Source organism: Arthrobacter sp. TE12231, assembly GCF_054062895.1.
Genome location: NZ_JBSSFS010000001.1, coordinates 2,724,843 through 2,739,695, shown reverse-complemented (window position 1 = coordinate 2,739,695; position 14,853 = coordinate 2,724,843). Strand labels below are relative to the sequence as shown.

The 14,853-nt window shown below is 66.8% G+C and carries 15 protein-coding genes; 12 read left to right on the top strand and 3 right to left on the bottom strand.

Annotated elements, in window-relative coordinates; all coding sequences use genetic code 11:
* Window positions 1-12 precede the first annotated feature (12 nt).
* From dapB to ACVWYS_RS12355, 3 genes are read left to right on the top strand one after another with little or no spacing between them, the layout of a single operon-like run.
* Window positions 13-771: a 4-hydroxy-tetrahydrodipicolinate reductase gene (dapB, locus tag ACVWYS_RS12365; RefSeq protein ID WP_091249815.1), complete on the top strand. Its 759-nt coding sequence runs from the start codon at window positions 13-15 to the stop codon at window positions 769-771.
* Window positions 772-776: 5 nt separating this feature from the next.
* Window positions 777-1,259, top strand: coding sequence for a hypothetical protein (locus tag ACVWYS_RS12360; protein WP_091249818.1), 483 nt, complete (start codon window positions 777-779; stop codon window positions 1,257-1,259).
* Between the two features lie 54 nt (window positions 1,260-1,313).
* A complete protein-coding gene (locus ACVWYS_RS12355) occupies window positions 1,314-2,051 on the top strand; it encodes a VOC family protein (protein WP_456509832.1) in 738 nt (245 codons plus the stop codon).
* A 101-nt stretch (window positions 2,052-2,152) separates the two neighbouring features.
* Here ACVWYS_RS12355 and ACVWYS_RS12350 read toward each other — a convergent pair whose 3' ends face one another.
* Window positions 2,153-3,406 carry a heparan-alpha-glucosaminide N-acetyltransferase domain-containing protein gene (locus ACVWYS_RS12350; protein WP_456509831.1) on the bottom strand — a complete coding sequence of 418 codons (1,254 nt, stop codon included), beginning with the start codon at window positions 3,404-3,406 and terminating at the stop codon, window positions 2,153-2,155.
* Between the two features lie 131 nt (window positions 3,407-3,537).
* The gene (locus ACVWYS_RS12345) at window positions 3,538-3,810 is read right to left on the bottom strand and encodes a hypothetical protein (protein ID WP_456509830.1); all 273 of its coding nucleotides are present in this window, start codon (window positions 3,808-3,810) and stop codon (window positions 3,538-3,540) included.
* Between the two features lie 112 nt (window positions 3,811-3,922).
* On the opposite strand from ACVWYS_RS12345, the gene ACVWYS_RS12340 reads away from it, so the two are divergent.
* The 7 genes from ACVWYS_RS12340 to ACVWYS_RS12310 all read left to right on the top strand — a co-directional run bounded on the left by ACVWYS_RS12340 (window position 3,923) and on the right by ACVWYS_RS12310 (window position 12,528).
* On the top strand, window positions 3,923-4,687 hold the full coding sequence (locus ACVWYS_RS12340; RefSeq protein ID WP_456509829.1) for a carbon-nitrogen hydrolase family protein: 765 nt from the start codon (window positions 3,923-3,925) through the stop codon (window positions 4,685-4,687).
* A gap of 104 nt (window positions 4,688-4,791) precedes the next feature.
* Window positions 4,792-5,700, top strand: coding sequence for a 4-hydroxy-tetrahydrodipicolinate synthase (gene dapA, locus ACVWYS_RS12335; protein WP_116767826.1), 909 nt, complete (start codon window positions 4,792-4,794; stop codon window positions 5,698-5,700).
* 60 nt (window positions 5,701-5,760) lie between these two features.
* The gene (locus ACVWYS_RS12330) at window positions 5,761-7,452 is read left to right on the top strand and encodes a ribonuclease J (RefSeq protein WP_116767825.1); all 1,692 of its coding nucleotides are present in this window, start codon (window positions 5,761-5,763) and stop codon (window positions 7,450-7,452) included.
* A gap of 298 nt (window positions 7,453-7,750) precedes the next feature.
* Window positions 7,751-10,732, top strand: coding sequence for a DNA translocase FtsK (locus ACVWYS_RS12325; protein ID WP_456509828.1), 2,982 nt, complete (start codon window positions 7,751-7,753; stop codon window positions 10,730-10,732).
* 26 nt (window positions 10,733-10,758) lie between these two features.
* On the top strand, window positions 10,759-11,397 hold the full coding sequence (gene pgsA, locus ACVWYS_RS12320) for a CDP-diacylglycerol--glycerol-3-phosphate 3-phosphatidyltransferase (protein ID WP_456509827.1): 639 nt from the start codon (window positions 10,759-10,761) through the stop codon (window positions 11,395-11,397).
* Window positions 11,394-11,936, top strand: a complete 543-nt coding sequence (locus ACVWYS_RS12315) for a CinA family protein (RefSeq protein ID WP_344362465.1) — start codon at window positions 11,394-11,396, stop codon at window positions 11,934-11,936. The genes pgsA and ACVWYS_RS12315 overlap by 4 nt, the downstream gene beginning before the upstream one ends.
* Window positions 11,937-12,075: 139 nt before the next feature.
* On the top strand, window positions 12,076-12,528 hold the full coding sequence (locus tag ACVWYS_RS12310; RefSeq protein ID WP_066434909.1) for a helix-turn-helix domain-containing protein: 453 nt from the start codon (window positions 12,076-12,078) through the stop codon (window positions 12,526-12,528).
* A gap of 60 nt (window positions 12,529-12,588) precedes the next feature.
* Here ACVWYS_RS12310 and ACVWYS_RS12305 read toward each other — a convergent pair whose 3' ends face one another.
* Window positions 12,589-13,116, bottom strand: a complete 528-nt coding sequence (locus ACVWYS_RS12305; RefSeq protein WP_116767822.1) for a MarR family winged helix-turn-helix transcriptional regulator — start codon at window positions 13,114-13,116, stop codon at window positions 12,589-12,591.
* Window positions 13,117-13,157: 41 nt separating this feature from the next.
* Between ACVWYS_RS12305 and ACVWYS_RS12300 the strand changes: the two genes are divergently transcribed.
* Window positions 13,158-13,394, top strand: coding sequence for a DUF3046 domain-containing protein (locus ACVWYS_RS12300; RefSeq protein WP_116767821.1), 237 nt, complete (start codon window positions 13,158-13,160; stop codon window positions 13,392-13,394).
* 262 nt (window positions 13,395-13,656) lie between these two features.
* Entirely contained in the window at window positions 13,657-14,709 is a 1,053-nt protein-coding gene (gene recA / locus ACVWYS_RS12295) for a recombinase RecA (RefSeq protein ID WP_018774457.1), read from the top strand.
* Window positions 14,710-14,853 lie beyond the last annotated feature (144 nt).

Sequence of the window (14,853 nt, the reverse complement as noted above, 5' to 3'; positions counted from 1 at the left end):
AGGGTTGATGGCATGACCGAACAACTCTCCGTCGCCGTGCTGGGCGCCAACGGGCGCATGGGCGCCGAGGCCGTGAAGGCCATCGACGCCGCCGCGGACCTGACGCTCGTCGCGGCCCTTGGCCGCAACGATTCCCTCGAATCGCTCGTCAGCTCGGGCGCGCAGATCGTGGTGGACCTGACCGTTCCCGAAAGCACCGAAGCGAACGTCCGCTTCGCCGTCGAACACGGCATGCACGCCGTCGTCGGCACTACGGGCTGGGATGCCGGCCGGCTTGCCCGTCTGGAGGAGCTCCTCGCCGACCGGCCCGGAGTCGGCGTCCTCATCGCCCCGAACTTCGCCCTCGGCTCGGTCCTGGCTTCCGCCTTCGCCGCCAAGGCGTCCAAGTACTTCGAGTCCGTCGAAATCATTGAACTGCACCACCCTGACAAGGTGGATGCCCCCTCCGGAACGGCTGTGCGCACGGCGCAGCTGATCTCGGCCGAGCGCACCGCCGCCGGCGTGCCTTCCAGCCCGGACGCCACCACCACGGAACTCGAGGGCGCCCGCGGCAGCGACGTGGAGGGCGTCCGGGTCCACAGTGTCCGGCTCAGCGGCCTCGTCGCGCATCAAGAGGTGCTGCTGGGCGGCCCGGGGGAGCAGCTGACCATCCGCCACGACTCTTTCGACCGCGCCTCCTTCATGCCCGGCGTGCTGCTGGGGATCCGCAATGTCGCCGCGCACCCCGGCCTCACCGTGGGGCTCGACGGCTACCTGGACCTGGGGCTCTGAGCCCGATGGCCGCAGCCTTGAGCGCCCTGAAAGCGAACCGGACCAAGATCTGGGTGGGAGCCGTCACCCTGCTGCTCGTCTTCTACCTGGTGGTGTCATTCGAGCGCTCCCTGCTCCTGATGTCGGACCAAAACCTCGTGGCGAAGGCGATCGGTGTGGCCTACCTCGTGTTGCCGGTCATCGGAGCGTGGGCCCTGGTCCGGGAATTGCTGTTCGGTGCCCGCACCGAGCGTTTGGCGAAGATCCTCGAAGCCGAAGGCGGACTGCCGGAGGACACACTGCCGCGCACGCCTGCAGGCCGGATCATCCGCGAAGCCGCCGACCTCGAATTTGAGAAATACCGCGCCGAGGCCGAAGCTGCGCCCGACGACTGGCGGTCCTGGTTCCGGCTCAGCTGTGCCTACGATGCCGCCGGCGACCGCAAGCGCGCCCGCGCTTCGATGCGCGACGCCGTACGGATGTTCCGTGCCGGGGCGCAAAAGCCCTAGCCGGCGCTGAGCGTTCCTCCCATATCGGGGAGGAACTGGATAGGATCGGGCGCTATGGCGCTGCCCCTTGTTCAGGTGAATTTCAAGGCTCGGGACGACTCCGCGCTCGGTCGGTTTTGGGCCGAGGCGCTCGGCTGGGGTGTTTCCAGCGAGGGCCCCGGTGTGACCAATGTTGAACCCGTGGGCTTCGTCTGGCCGGACCCCGTCGCCATCTGCGTCGATGTCGTCACCGTCCCGGACCCCGAGACGGTAAAGTACCGCGCGCACCTCGAACTCACCTCCACCTCCGTGGCCCATCAGGCGGAGCTGGTCGCGGACCTGTTGGAGCTCGGCGCGACGCCCGCCGACGTGGGCCAGGGTGATGTGCCGTGGACGCTTCTGGCCGACCCGGAGGGCAACCTGTTCCGCGTGCTGGAGCCTCGATCGATCTACCGGGATACCGGGCCGATCGCCGCCGTGGTGGTCAGCTGTGCGGATCCGCGGGCCATGGCCCGGTTCTGGAGCGAGGCGATGGACTGGACCCTGCACGAGGTGACCGACGATCATGCGAGACTGCGTTCCGCCACGGGTGTCGGGCCGTATCTGGAGTTCCTTCGCACGCCCGACGTGAAGACCGTGTGTGGCCGCGTCCATCTAGACCTGATGCCTTACCCCGGTGATGATCAAGCGGCAGAAGTGGCCCGGTTGCGGGCTCTGGGCGCCACTGACGCCGACGTCGGCCAGGGCGATGTGCCGTGGGTGTGCCTCGCCGACTCAGAGGGCAACGAGTTCTGCGTCCTCACCCCGGGCTGACGCAGGGCCTCAGCCCTAAACGCGCGTTCAGGCGATGCAGACGCGGAGAACCCGCTTGGCGATCATCCGGCGCGGTCCACCGCCCTCATGGGTGAGACTCCCTAGCGGAAACGGGCAGGCTGACGCCCGCGGGCGGGCTGGTAGCGGCCCACCTGGTTGGCGGCGTGGGACACCCACTCCAGCGGCCCGCGCCAGATCAGGGCCGCGAAGACCCCGCCGACTACCAACATGCCGACGGCCTGCGCCCAGTACACGCCCTCCACGGTCCAGCCGGGCGCCAGCGGTTGATCGTGCAGGGCCGCCATGATGCACAAATGCGCCGTGTAGAGGGTCAAAGTCATGGACCCGATTCCGCGGAGCGGTAGCAGCAGGTCCAGCTCCACCCATTCGCCCAGCCGGCCCAGCAGCAGGCACACGCCAATCACGGCGGCGGCGACTCCCGAGGTATGAAGCAGGTCCAGCGTGGTGCCCGCATGCGGTGCGCTAGTGGCCAGCCACCACACTGAGCCTGACTGGTCGACACCCGCGAGGTTGACCTGCAGCAGACTCCCCAGCGGGTAGGCGGGATCGCCGATCTGCGACTCCAATGCCTGCCGGCCGCCCCAGTCCTCCATCAGGACTGCCCCGAGCCACTTGGCAAAGACCGCCACCGTTGTCCCGGTAGCCAGCAGCAGGAACGGCGTGGCTGCCTTCGACAGCGCCATCCGGCCGATCGCCAGTCCCACCAGGAGATAGGCGATCCACTGCAGGACGGGATAATAGCCCGTGAGGAAGAGGTCGCCGAGGAGTCTTGCGGGTGTGGCCAGGTCCTCCCAGCCGGGGTTATGTCCCAGCCGCAAGGGCGGATCTGCTGACAGCAGCCAGGGCCGCAGCAGGTAGGCCAGCACAGGAGAAGCCAGTATCCATGCGGTCGCGAGGACAAGCAGGCGGTTGACCCCGAGACCGACGAACGGCAGCACGCACAGGAACAGGAGCGCGTAGTGGACCAGAATGACGGCGATGCTGACGTCCAGGCCGCCCAGCGAGAGTCCGACGGCGCCTACCACCAGCGCCCTAAGTGCGATGCCGCGGCGGGCGGCCCAGAGCGCGGAACCCTCTACGGGCTGCTGTTTCCCGGTGGACAGCGCCAAGCCGACGCCGGCCAGCACGGCGAACAGTGCCGAAGCACGCCCGGAAAACGCGAGCCCGATCCATGTGGGCGTGAGCTGCGCGTTCGACTCGAAGGTCGCCAGCACGTGCGTGGCCATCATGGCCAGTAACGCGAGCCCGCGGGCGGCGTCAATGCCGGCCAGGCGGACGCCGGCGGAGGTGGCCTTGGCGGTCCGGGAAGCAGTGGTCATTCCGCGCGGGGTCATCGTTCGATCGTCTCATGTTAGGCCTGCCCACAGCGTCACGCAGTCCCCGACAAAGCCTTGTGTTCGAATATATGTTCGAATAAGATGAGCGCATGAACAACGCCTCAGAGCCCGCCTTCCTGACTCCGGATTCACCAGGCCGGAAACCTTCGGGCCGGGATTCCGGCAACACTCCGCCCGGCGGCCGTCGGGACGGCTGTGAGGCAGGAGCCGGCGTTCTCAAAGCCATGAGCCCGGGCGTCGTGGACTTCCTCTTCCGGCGGCTGGTCGCCGGAGAGCCGGCAGAGGATGTCCAGTGGGGCCAGGAGGGCACGGCGTTGGCTGTGCAGCCGCCGGGGGCGGAGCTGGCGCGGCGGCTGGCGGAGACGGATCTCGACGCCCTCACTCCGACCGAGTTGTTCCACTACGTGCGGGCGGCCCAGCGGCTCGCGGCCTGGGCGGAGTCTTTGCGCGAATCCGCTGTCGGGCGTTACTGCTCGGCGCCGCGGGAGGAAGGGAGATGCCTAGGATGGCAGAGTGACCACTGGCTCCATAACTGCTCTGACGCTGTCCGCGATCCAATGCGAGGCCCTTGACGGCGGCGTTGCCGCCAATGTGCCCGAACACATCCGCCTGATCGAAGACGCCGAGTCTCACGGAGCCCGGCTGGTCATCTTTCCCGAACTCTCGCTGACGGGGTACCGACTGGACCTGCTGGAGGGGCCCGAAGAGTGGCTGAGCGCGGCAGACCGACGGCTGGACGGCATCCGGGAAATCTGCCGCCGGACTGGAATTACCGCCGTGGTCGGGGCCGCTTTCACGCAGGACGACGGTACGCCGCGGCTTGCCTCCCTGGCAATTCACCCATCAGGCGCCATCGAGCCCAGCTTCAAGACCTGGCTGCACGGTCCGGAGCAGGGGATCTTTGTCGCCGGCAGTCACCCCGCGGTCCTGGAGATCGACGGCTGGAAGATCGCATTGGCGATCTGCTTCGACGCCGCCCGCCCCGGTCACGCGGAGTGGGCGGCTGGGGCAGGGGCGGACGTCTATGCCGTCTCGGCCGTCTACACGGCGGGGGAGGACCACCGGCTGGGGCTGCATCTTGGCGCCCGCGCCATGGACAACCGGATGTTCTCCGTCCTGGCGAACCTGGCGGGCGCCACGCCACTGGGTCCCTCGTGCGGGCTGAGCGGATTCTGGGGTCCTGACGGACTCCCTTTCCGGCAGGCGGCCGGTACCGGGACGGAAGTGCTGACGGCGAGCCTTCAGCACAGTGTCCTGGCCCGGTTTCGGCGGCCCTGAGCCCGGCCGGAAGACCGAAACGTGACGCGCGGCCGGGCAAGTTTGACGTTCCTCACACCGCCGCCATTGTCCTAACATGCCGCAGACAAGGTAACGTTTTTCATATGGCTGACTCTGATATTCGCTCTTACACGTTCGGTACCCTCGTGACTGCCATGGTTACGCCTTTCACGACGGACGGTGAGGTCGACTACAAGCAGTCGGCGGAACTGGCGAGCAAGCTTGTCGACGACGGCAATGATGCCCTCGTCATCTCCGGCACCACCGGGGAGACCTCCACGCTGGAGGACGACGAAAAAGAGAAGCTCTTCCGCGTCATTGTCGAGGCCGTCGGCGACCGTGCCAAGGTCATCGCCGGAACCGGGACCAACCACACCTCGCACTCGATCGAGATGGCCAAGCGCGCCGCCAAGGCGGGAGCCCACGGCCAGCTGATCGTCACCCCGTATTACAACAAGCCCAGCCAGGCCGGCATCCAAGCCCACATCGAAGCCGTAGCCGACGCCGCCGACCTCCCCGTCATGGTGTACGACATTCCGGGCCGCGCCGGGGTGCCCATCCTGCCCGAGACCATGATCCGTCTCGCCGACCACCCCCGGATCGTTGCCCTCAAGGATGCGAAGGCTGATTTCGCCGCGCTCACCCAGGTCCTGGCCAACACCGACATTGATGTCTACTCCGGCGACGACGGCCTCACTCTGCCGTGGATGGCCGCAGGTGCCGTCGGCCTGGTCAGCGTCTCCGCGCACGTCGCTACGCGGCAGTTCCGCGCGCTGATCGATGCCGCACTTGCAGGCGATTTTGCTACCGCCCGCACCCTACATTTCGAACTGGACCCCGTGGTCCGCGCAGTGATGACCCACATTCAGGGTGCTGTCGCTGCCAAGCAGGTTCTTAAGTGGCAGGGAGTCCTGCCCAACTCGGTTGTCCGTTTGCCCCTCGTGGAGCCGGACGAGGCCGAGATCGTAATCATCCGCGAGGATTTGGCGGAAGCGGGGATGGTCTTTTCCTGAGCAGGAGCCAATCCTGATCGTGAAAGTCCAGCCCGGTTTCCGCCTGGAAAGTAGTGCACTATGACCCAAACCGCCCTTCCCGGCCTTGTCACGCCGCCCCGCCTCCCGAACAACACCCTGCGGATCGTGCCGCTCGGCGGGCTCGGGGAAATTGGCCGCAACATGACCGTCTTCGAGATCGGGGGCAAGCTCCTCATCGTTGACTGCGGCGTGCTCTTCCCCGAGGAGACCCAGCCCGGCGTCGACCTCATCCTGCCGGATTTCTCCTACATCGAGAACCGTCTCCAGGACATCGTCGCCGTCGTCCTGACCCACGGTCACGAGGACCACATCGGCGCCGTTCCCTACCTCCTGCGCCTGCGCGCCGACATCCCCATCGTGGGCTCGCAGCTCACCCTTGCCCTCATCGAGGCCAAGCTGCAGGAACACCGGATCAAGCCCAACACCAAGATTGTCGTCGAGGGCCAGGTCGAGAAGTTCGGGCCCTTCGAATGCGAGTTCATCGCCGTCAACCACTCCATCCCGGACGCCCTGGCCGTGTTCCTCCGCACCGCGGGCGGCACCGTCCTGCACACCGGTGACTTCAAGATGGACCAGCTGCCGCTCGACGGCCGCATCACCGACCTCCGGCACTTCGCCAAGCTGGGCGAAGAAGGCGTGGACCTGTTCATGTCGGACTCGACCAATGCCGACGTCCCCGGTTTCACCACCGCGGAGAAGGAAATCGGGCCCACCCTGGACCGGCTGTTCGGCCAGGCCTCCAAGCGGATCATTGTCGCGTCCTTCTCCTCCCACGTGCACCGGGTCCAGCAGGTCCTCGACGCCGCCGCCAACCACAACCGCAAGGTTGCCTTCGTGGGGCGCTCTATGGTCCGGAACATGGCCATCGCCGCGAAACTGGGCTACCTGGAAGTCCCGGCCGGGATCCTGGTCGATATCAAGAACATCGACAACCTGCCGGACAACCGGGTTGTGCTGATGTCCACCGGCTCCCAGGGCGAGCCCATGGCAGCCCTGTCCCGCATGGCCAACGGCGACCACCGCGTCGTCGTCGGCGAGGGCGACACCGTCATCCTCGCCTCGAGCCTCATCCCGGGTAACGAGAACGCGGTCTTCCGCATCATCAACGGCCTGCTGAAGCTCGGCGCAGATGTCATCCACAAGGGCAACGCCAAGGTGCACGTCTCCGGCCACGCTGCCGCCGGCGAGCTGCTTTACTGCTACAACATCCTTGAGCCGCTCAACGCCATGCCGGTGCACGGCGAAACCCGTCACCTCATCGCCAACGGCAAGATTGCGCTGGAATCCGGTGTGCCGGAGGAAAGCATCCTGCTCGCAGACAACGGCACCGTGATCGATCTCCGCGACCACCAGGCCGACATCGTCGGCCAGGTCGAGGTCGGGTTCGTCTACGTTGACGGCTCCAGCGTGGGTGAAATCACCGACGCCGACCTCAAGGACCGTCAGGTCCTCGGCGACGAGGGTTTCATCTCCATCATCACTGTCATCCACCGGGCCACCGGCAAGGTGGTGTCCGGGCCGGAGATCCACGCTCGCGGCGTGGCCGAGGACGACTCCGTCTTTGACGAGATCATCCCCAAGATCAACGAGGCCCTCGAAGAAGCAGTGCAGAACCGAACCGACCACACGACGCACCAGCTCCAGCAGGTCGTCCGCCGGGTCGTGGGGACCTGGGTGAACCGCAAGCTGCGCCGCAAGCCCATGATCATTCCGGTGGTCCTTGAGGCGTAAGCCTCAGTTGGTTCACCGGGCGTAAGCCTCAGTTGGTTCGCCGGGCGTAAGCCTCAGTTGGTTCGCCGGGCGTAAACCTCAGTTGGTTCGCCGGGCGTGAGCCTCAGTTGGTTCGCCGGGCGTAAACCCCTTCGCGCACACCGGGCAGATGCCCGGGGAACGGCCTTCCCGGCCCGCTCGCAGCCTCAGGGCTACAGCGGGCGGGGGAGGCCGTTCGGCGTTGGAACCAGGAACAACATGATCCCGGGCGGCCCGGAAATTCGGGGTTTTAGAGCTGGCATCCGGTACCGTGGCGGGTATGGCGACTCGTACTTCTCCCGCGCCTAGAGGAAACTCAAGCGGCAAATCAGGCAGTTCTCCCGGCCGGGGGTCCAGTCCCGCCGCATCCAAATCCGCCCGGCCGCGGGGCGCCGCAGGTGGGACCGCAGGTAGAACCACCGGCACCGCCCGGACCCGTCAGCTGGCCGCCGTTGAGCCGCCCCAGCCCTGGATTGTCCGGGTGCTCGCCGGTGCATGGCTTGGCATTGGCCACGTGGTCGGCGCCGGCATCCGGCGTGTCGGCCACGACGTCAGCGACCTCGCCCCCGAGGACCGCCGCGACGGTGCCGCACTGTTCAACCTGGCCCTGGGCGTCTTCGTCGCCACCTTCGCGTGGTGGGGGTTCCAAGGCTGGCTCCCGGACCTCGTGTTCGCGGTCATCAACGGCACGTTCGGCTGGATGTCTCTGCTGCTGCCGCTCATGCTGTTCGTGTGCGCCTTCCGCCTGTTCCGCCAGCCCGACGACGGCCGCGGCAACAACCGGATCGGCATCGGCTTCCTCATCATGACCTTCGCCGGCTCCGGCCTGGCCCACATCATCGGCGGCCAGCCGACGGTGGCCGACGGCTTCGACGGCCTGCGCAAGGCGGGCGGCATGCTCGGTTACCTCGCCGCCGCCCCGCTGGCCGCGGTCCACCCCGCCGTCCCCGTGGCGGTGTACAGCCTGCTGGCCTTCACCTCACTGCTGATCGTCACGGCGACACCCTTCGGCGCCATCCCCGGCCGCCTCCGGGACGCCTACGAGCACCTGATGGGCATCGACCTGCAGGACGACGACGGCGGGGACCGTCACGACCGCAGCTACCTCTACGAGAACGACGCCGCGGCGGCGCCCAGGAAGAAGCGCAGGCGCCTCTTCGGCAGGGACCATGACGACGACGCCGGCCTGGAAGGCTACGTCGGCGACGAAGCGTTCGAGCGGGCGCTCATTGCCGACGCGGAAGCAGCTGACGACGCGCCGCCCGCCAAACGGGCCAGGGGCGCCAAGGCGCTGGCTGGTGCCGGCCCCGACGTCGAACCCGGTGCCGAGTCCGGCGTCGCACCCGGTGTCCGCCGTCCCACCCAGGCCGAGATCGCCGTTGAGAAGATCAAGGCGGCCCAGGGCCTCGGCGCGGCCGCCGGATCGCCGGGAGACTACGCCACCGAGGCCATCCCGCTGGTGACTCCCGGAATGGTGGCCGCGGGCTCGCTCAACCCCGCCGCCGCGGCAGCCCCGAAGGTCCCCGCCAACCCGGTGGCGCCGGCACCGCTGCCCACCCCGATTCCGCAGCGCACCGAACAGCTCTCGCTGGCCGGCGACGTCACCTACACCCTGCCGGCGTCGGACATGCTGACGCCCGGCTCCATCCCCAAGGAACGCACCGAGGCCAACGACGCGATCGTCGCCTCGCTCACCGAGACCCTGAACCAGTTCAACGTCGATGCCCAGGTGACCGGCTTCAGCCGCGGCCCCACCGTGACCCGCTACGAAATCGAACTGTCCCCGGGCACCAAGGTGGAGCGGGTCACCGCCTTGTCCAAGAACATCTCCTACGCCGTCGCGAGCTCGGACGTGCGCATCCTGAGCCCCATCCCGGGCAAGTCCGCCATCGGCATCGAGATCCCCAACACGGACCGCGAGACCGTGTCCCTGGGCGACGTCCTCCGCAGCCAGAACGCCCGCCGCACCGACCACCCCATGGTCATGGGCGTCGGCAAGGACGTCGAGGGCGGGTACGTCGTGGCAAACCTCGCCAAGATGCCACACCTGCTGGTGGCCGGCGCCACCGGCGCCGGCAAGTCCTCGTTCGTGAACTCCATGATCACCTCGATCCTGATGCGGGCCACCCCGGACGAGGTCCGTATGGTCATGGTGGACCCCAAGCGCGTGGAACTCACGGCCTATGAGGGCGTCCCGCACCTCATCACCCCGATCATCACCAACCCGAAGAAGGCCGCCGAGGCGCTGCAGTGGGTGGTCCGGGAAATGGACGCCCGCTACGACGACCTCGCCAACTACGGCTTCAAGCACATCGACGACTTCAACAAGGCCGTCCGGGCCGGCAAGGTCCACCCGCCCGTGGACTCCAAGCGCGTCATCAAGCCCTACCCGTACCTGCTGGTGATCGTGGACGAACTCGCCGACCTCATGATGGTCGCCCCGCGCGACGTCGAAGACTCGATCGTCCGCATCACCCAGCTGGCGCGTGCGGCCGGCATCCACCTCGTTCTCGCCACCCAGCGTCCTTCCGTCGACGTCGTGACCGGCCTGATCAAGGCGAACGTGCCCTCCCGCATGGCCTTCGCCACGTCCTCCGTCACCGACTCCCGGGTGGTCCTGGACCAGCCGGGCGCAGAGAAACTCATCGGCCAGGGCGACGCCCTCTTCCTGCCCATGGGCGCCTCCAAGGCCATGCGCGTCCAGGGCGCGTGGGTCACGGAGTCGGAGATTCACAAGGTGGTCGAACACGTCAAGGGCCAGCTCAAGGCCGTCTACCGGGACGACGTCGCGCCCGAGGCACAGAAGAAGCAGATCGACGACGACATCGGGGACGACCTCGAAGTCCTCCTCCAGGCGACCGAACTCGTGGTCACCACGCAGTTCGGCTCCACCTCGATGCTGCAGCGCAAGCTCCGTGTCGGCTTCGCGAAAGCCGGACGCCTCATGGACCTGCTCGAGTCCAGGGGAGTGGTGGGACCCTCGGAAGGGTCCAAGGCCCGCGACGTGCTGGTCAAGCCGGATGACCTCGCCGCGGTACTGGCCGCGATGAAGGGGCTCGACGCGCCCGCCGTCGCGGATTCCCAGACGGCGGCGCTCAGTGAGAACGCAAATGCGAACATCGCCCAGGGCGGATACGCGGAGGACCTCGTGGCGGCTGACCTGGCCAACCGCACCCAGGCGATCGACTACCACGACGGCGCCGACGGCGGCTCCGATGACGAGGACGGCTCGGAGGACGCTTGGTCCCTCACCGGACGGTAGTCCGGGAAGACGGGTAGCCTAGGAAGGTGAATAGCGACGAAGCCAACGCCGGATCCGCCTCGCGGATCTGGAACCTGCCGAATATCCTGACGATGCTGCGGATAGTGCTGGTGCCGTTCTTCGTCTGGTTCCTCGTCCTCGACGCCCCCGGGCTCCAGGCCCAGAACGGCGTCTGGCGCTGGGCGGCCTCCGTCGTGTTCGCGGTCGCTATCTACACGGACAAGCTCGACGGCGACATCGCCAGGTCCCGCGGACTCGTCACCGACTTCGGGAAGATCGCGGACCCGATCGCCGACAAACTCCTGATCGGCTCGGCCCTGGTCATGCTTTCGCTGCTCCAGGAACTGCCGTGGTGGGTGACGATCCTGATCCTGCTCCGGGAGTGGGGCATCACCGCCCTGCGGTTCTTCGTTATCCGCTACGGCGTCATTCCGGCCTCGCGGGGCGGGAAGCTCAAGACGGTTGTGCAGACGGTGGCGATCTTCCTCTACGTCCTACCGCTGGCATCCATCGCCCCGTGGCTCGGAGTTGTGGCGTTCGTCGTCATGATGGCTGCGCTGGCCATCACGTTGTGGACCGGCGGCGAGTACGTTATCGAGGCCCTCAAACTGCGGGCCGCCGGCATCAAGGCAGAGAAAGCACGGGTAGGGGAGAACAAGCCATGACTGATTTGAACGCCAAGCCGGACCCCAATCTTCATCCCAAGCTGCACCCCAACCTTCACCGGCTGGCGGAGCAGGCCGTCACCGGCGCCATCGGCCGTGGGGTGACCGCTGCCACCGCCGAATCCCTGACGGCCGGAATGGTCGCGGCGATCCTGGCCGACACGCCGGGTGCCTCCGCGATGCTGCAGGGCGGCGTCGTGTCCTACGCCAGCTCGGTCAAGACCGACGTCCTGGGCGTCCCCGCCGGTCTGCTCGACGCCGTCGGTTCCGTGGACGGGCAGGTCGCCGCGGCGATGGCCGACGGTGCCCGGCGCGTCTGTCGCGCCGATATTGGCGTGTCAACCACCGGTGTGGCCGGGCCCGAACCGCACGACGGCAAGGCGGTGGGCACGGTCTTTGTCGGCATCGCGACGGCGGAGGGCTCGACGTCGTACCCGTATTCCTTTGACGGCAGCCGCGCCGAGATCCGCGCCCTCGCGTGCGGCGCGGCCTTGGAACGCCTGCTTGAGGCCCTATCTTCCGAAGGCTACCCGGCGTAAAGTTGCCGGGAACAAAAGTTGATTCCGAATAGTTGTTACATTGTGTCGCTTCCAAATAAGGGAGGCGCCTAGGATGAAAACATCAGCAGAGTCCGCCCCCACCGGCGGACTCGACAGTACGAGGAGCAAGGCGATACAGATGGTAAAGCAGCCCGTATCCGTAAACGGCGTTGTCCGCTGGAAGGATGTGGGCCTCGCCGATCAGGCAAAGAGCGAACAGAAGGAGCGCAAGATGGTAGTACTTCGTCACGAAATCGGTGATGTCCTGCGCGATGTCCGCCAGCGCCAAGGCCGTACCCTCCGCGAAGTTTCGCACAGTGCCCGTGTGTCCTTGGGCTACCTGAGTGAAGTGGAGCGCGGCCAGAAGGAAGCCTCCTCGGAGTTGCTGTCCTCGATCTGCTCGGCCCTCGATGTTCCGCTCTCGAGCATGCTCCGCGAAGTCAGCGACCGCGTCGCGGTCGCCGAGGGTGTCGCGGTTCCGGACACCGTCCCGCAGGAGTTCGCGCAGCGCTACGGCCGCGACCTCGACCGAGAACTCAATTCCGACCTCAACGACGAGCTGGCGAAGGGCCTCCTTTCCGGAGCACGCTAGACGCCAACTCACAGACGTTAGAAAAGGACCCCCGGCTCGGCCGGGGGTCCTTTTCGAGTCTCAGGCGTGTTCGTCCCGGGGGAAGCCATCGCGTTCGTAGGTGGCATTGAGCTTTGCCATGTAGGTGGCGAGAGCCTGTAGGTCTTCGGCCGGCCACTGCGCCAGGCGCTTCCGGAAGACCTCACGCCGGGCGTCCTGGACCTGGTGCATCCTTTCCTCGCCCTCGGGCGTCAGGCGGATGGCCTGCGCCCGGCCATCGAGGGGGTCCGCTTCCTTCGACACGAGGCCGAGGCCCTCGAGGAACGCGATTTGCCGGCTCACCGAGGGTTTGCCGACGCCGATGCTGGAGGCGAGGTCGGTCAGCCGGATAGGTCCTTGCTTGCGGATCACGGTGAGCAGTCCATACGCAGCGGGTTCCACGTCCGGGTGGACCTCGCGGGAGAGCTGATTGGAAATGGACCGGCCGCGACGCCAGAGCAGGCTCAGCTGGTTTTCGACGGCGTTCAGGGCCGCATCGGCGTCAACGACGGCGTCAACGCCGGTGTCTCCAGGGGAGGAATCTGCAGCGGCCTCGGGTGGGTTGCTCATGGCAACCATTCTAGAGTCCCGCGCCGTGAGAGACTTTACTGGTGCGAATCAGTGACTTTTGGCGGCTTATGGACGACGAGTTCGGTGCCGGGTACTCCCGTGTCCTGAGCAGCTCGCTGGTTCTGGCCGGCGTCGGCGGACGCACCGCGGACCAGGCCCTCAGCGCCGGCATCCCTCCCCGCCAGGTGTGGCTTGCCCTGTGCGACGTCCAGGACGTCCCGCCGGAACGCCGTCTCGGCAGGGACATCAAACCCCGCGACAACGCCGGGCCCAGCTGACGCCTGAAACTCCGCCCGGCATGCCGCCGGATGCGCCGCCGGGCCTCCTGCCGTCAGGGGCCGGCGTCTGACACGCCGCATTATTGTTCGAATATCTGTTCGGATAGGGATATGCTTTTTTTGAGCGTTTTCCACATACGGCGTTTTCCACATAAGGGGTCCCCAGCGACAACTTTGTCGGAGGGTGCCAGTAGCGTCAGTGATGACAGACGAAGGGCCTACACGGCCACTCCACAGCGAGAAAGTATTAGAGGTGTGAATCATGGCCGCAGCCCCGGATCGCCAGAAGGCGCTCGACGCAGCGCTTGCCCAGATTGACAAGCAGTTCGGCAAAGGCTCGGTTATGCGCCTCGGCGACGAAGTCCGTGCGCCCATCGAGGTTATCCCCACCGGTTCCATTGCCCTGGACGTCGCTTTGGGAATTGGCGGCCTGCCCCGCGGCCGTGTCGTGGAAATCTACGGTCCGGAATCCTCCGGTAAGACGACCGTGGCGCTGCACGCCGTTGCCAACGCCCAGCGCCAGGGCGGCATCGCCGCCTTCATCGACGCCGAACACGCCCTCGACCCGGAATACGCCGCCAAGCTGGGCGTCGACACTGACGCCCTCCTGGTCTCCCAGCCGGACACCGGCGAGCAGGCCCTGGAAATCATGGACATGCTCATTGGTTCGGGATCCCTTGACGTCATTGTCATTGACTCGGTTGCCGCTCTGGTTCCCCGTGCCGAAATCGAAGGCGACATGGGCGACAGCCACGTCGGCCTGCAGGCCCGCCTGATGAGCCAGGCCCTCCGCAAGATCACCGGCCGACTGAGCCAGACCAAGACCACGGCCATCTTCATCAACCAGTTGCGCGAAAAGATCGGCGTCTTCTTTGGCTCCCCGGAAACCACCACCGGTGGTAAGGCCCTGAAGTTCTATGCCTCAATCCGCATCGACGTCCGCCGGATCCAGACCCTCAAGGAGGGCGCGGACTCCGTCGGCAACCGCACCAAGGCCAAGATCGTCAAGAACAAGATGGCACCGCCCTTCAAGATCGCCGAGTTCGACATCATCTACGGCCAGGGTATTTCCCGCGAGGGCGGCATCATCGATATGGGTGTCGAGCACGGCCTGATCAAGAAGTCCGGTTCCTGGTTCACCTACGATGGCGACCAGCTGGGCCAGGGCATGGAGAACTCCCGCCGGTTCCTGCGCGACAACCCGGAACTGGCGGCCGAACTCGAGCGCCTGATCAAGGAAAAGCTCGGCGTCGGCGTGAAGGCCCCCGCCGAGACCGAGGAATCACCGAAGCTGAAGGCCGTTGACGGCTTCTAGCCCCGGCGCCGGCAGCGGGTCAGGGTTCCGGCAACGGAACCCTGACCCGGGCGCTGGCGACCCCGGCATGGGGTCGACCCGGCGCGGTTCACGAGGAACGCAGGGCTCGCGCAGTTCCCGGGGGTCGAACGGGTCCCGGGGAAC

What these genes read in the sequence shown, in the direction of transcription:
- ACVWYS_RS12360 (WP_091249818.1), top strand. Translation starts at nt 777, where the DNA reads ATGGCCGCAGCCTTGAGCGCCCTGAAAGCGAACCGGACCAAGATCTGG.
- ACVWYS_RS12330 (WP_116767825.1), top strand. Translation starts at nt 5,761, where the DNA reads ATGACCCAAACCGCCCTTCCCGGCCTTGTCACGCCGCCCCGCCTCCCG.
- ACVWYS_RS12350 (WP_456509831.1), bottom strand. Translation starts at nt 3,406, where the DNA reads ATGACCCCGCGCGGAATGACCACTGCTTCCCGGACCGCCAAGGCCACC.
- ACVWYS_RS12325 (WP_456509828.1), top strand. Translation starts at nt 7,751, where the DNA reads ATGGCGACTCGTACTTCTCCCGCGCCTAGAGGAAACTCAAGCGGCAAA.
- dapB (WP_091249815.1), top strand. Translation starts at nt 13, where the DNA reads ATGACCGAACAACTCTCCGTCGCCGTGCTGGGCGCCAACGGGCGCATG.
- dapA (WP_116767826.1), top strand. Translation starts at nt 4,792, where the DNA reads ATGGCTGACTCTGATATTCGCTCTTACACGTTCGGTACCCTCGTGACT.
- ACVWYS_RS12310 (WP_066434909.1), top strand. Translation starts at nt 12,076, where the DNA reads ATGGTAAAGCAGCCCGTATCCGTAAACGGCGTTGTCCGCTGGAAGGAT.
- ACVWYS_RS12355 (WP_456509832.1), top strand. Translation starts at nt 1,314, where the DNA reads ATGGCGCTGCCCCTTGTTCAGGTGAATTTCAAGGCTCGGGACGACTCC.
- recA (WP_018774457.1), top strand. Translation starts at nt 13,657, where the DNA reads ATGGCCGCAGCCCCGGATCGCCAGAAGGCGCTCGACGCAGCGCTTGCC.
- ACVWYS_RS12315 (WP_344362465.1), top strand. Translation starts at nt 11,394, where the DNA reads ATGACTGATTTGAACGCCAAGCCGGACCCCAATCTTCATCCCAAGCTG.
- ACVWYS_RS12305 (WP_116767822.1), bottom strand. Translation starts at nt 13,116, where the DNA reads ATGAGCAACCCACCCGAGGCCGCTGCAGATTCCTCCCCTGGAGACACC.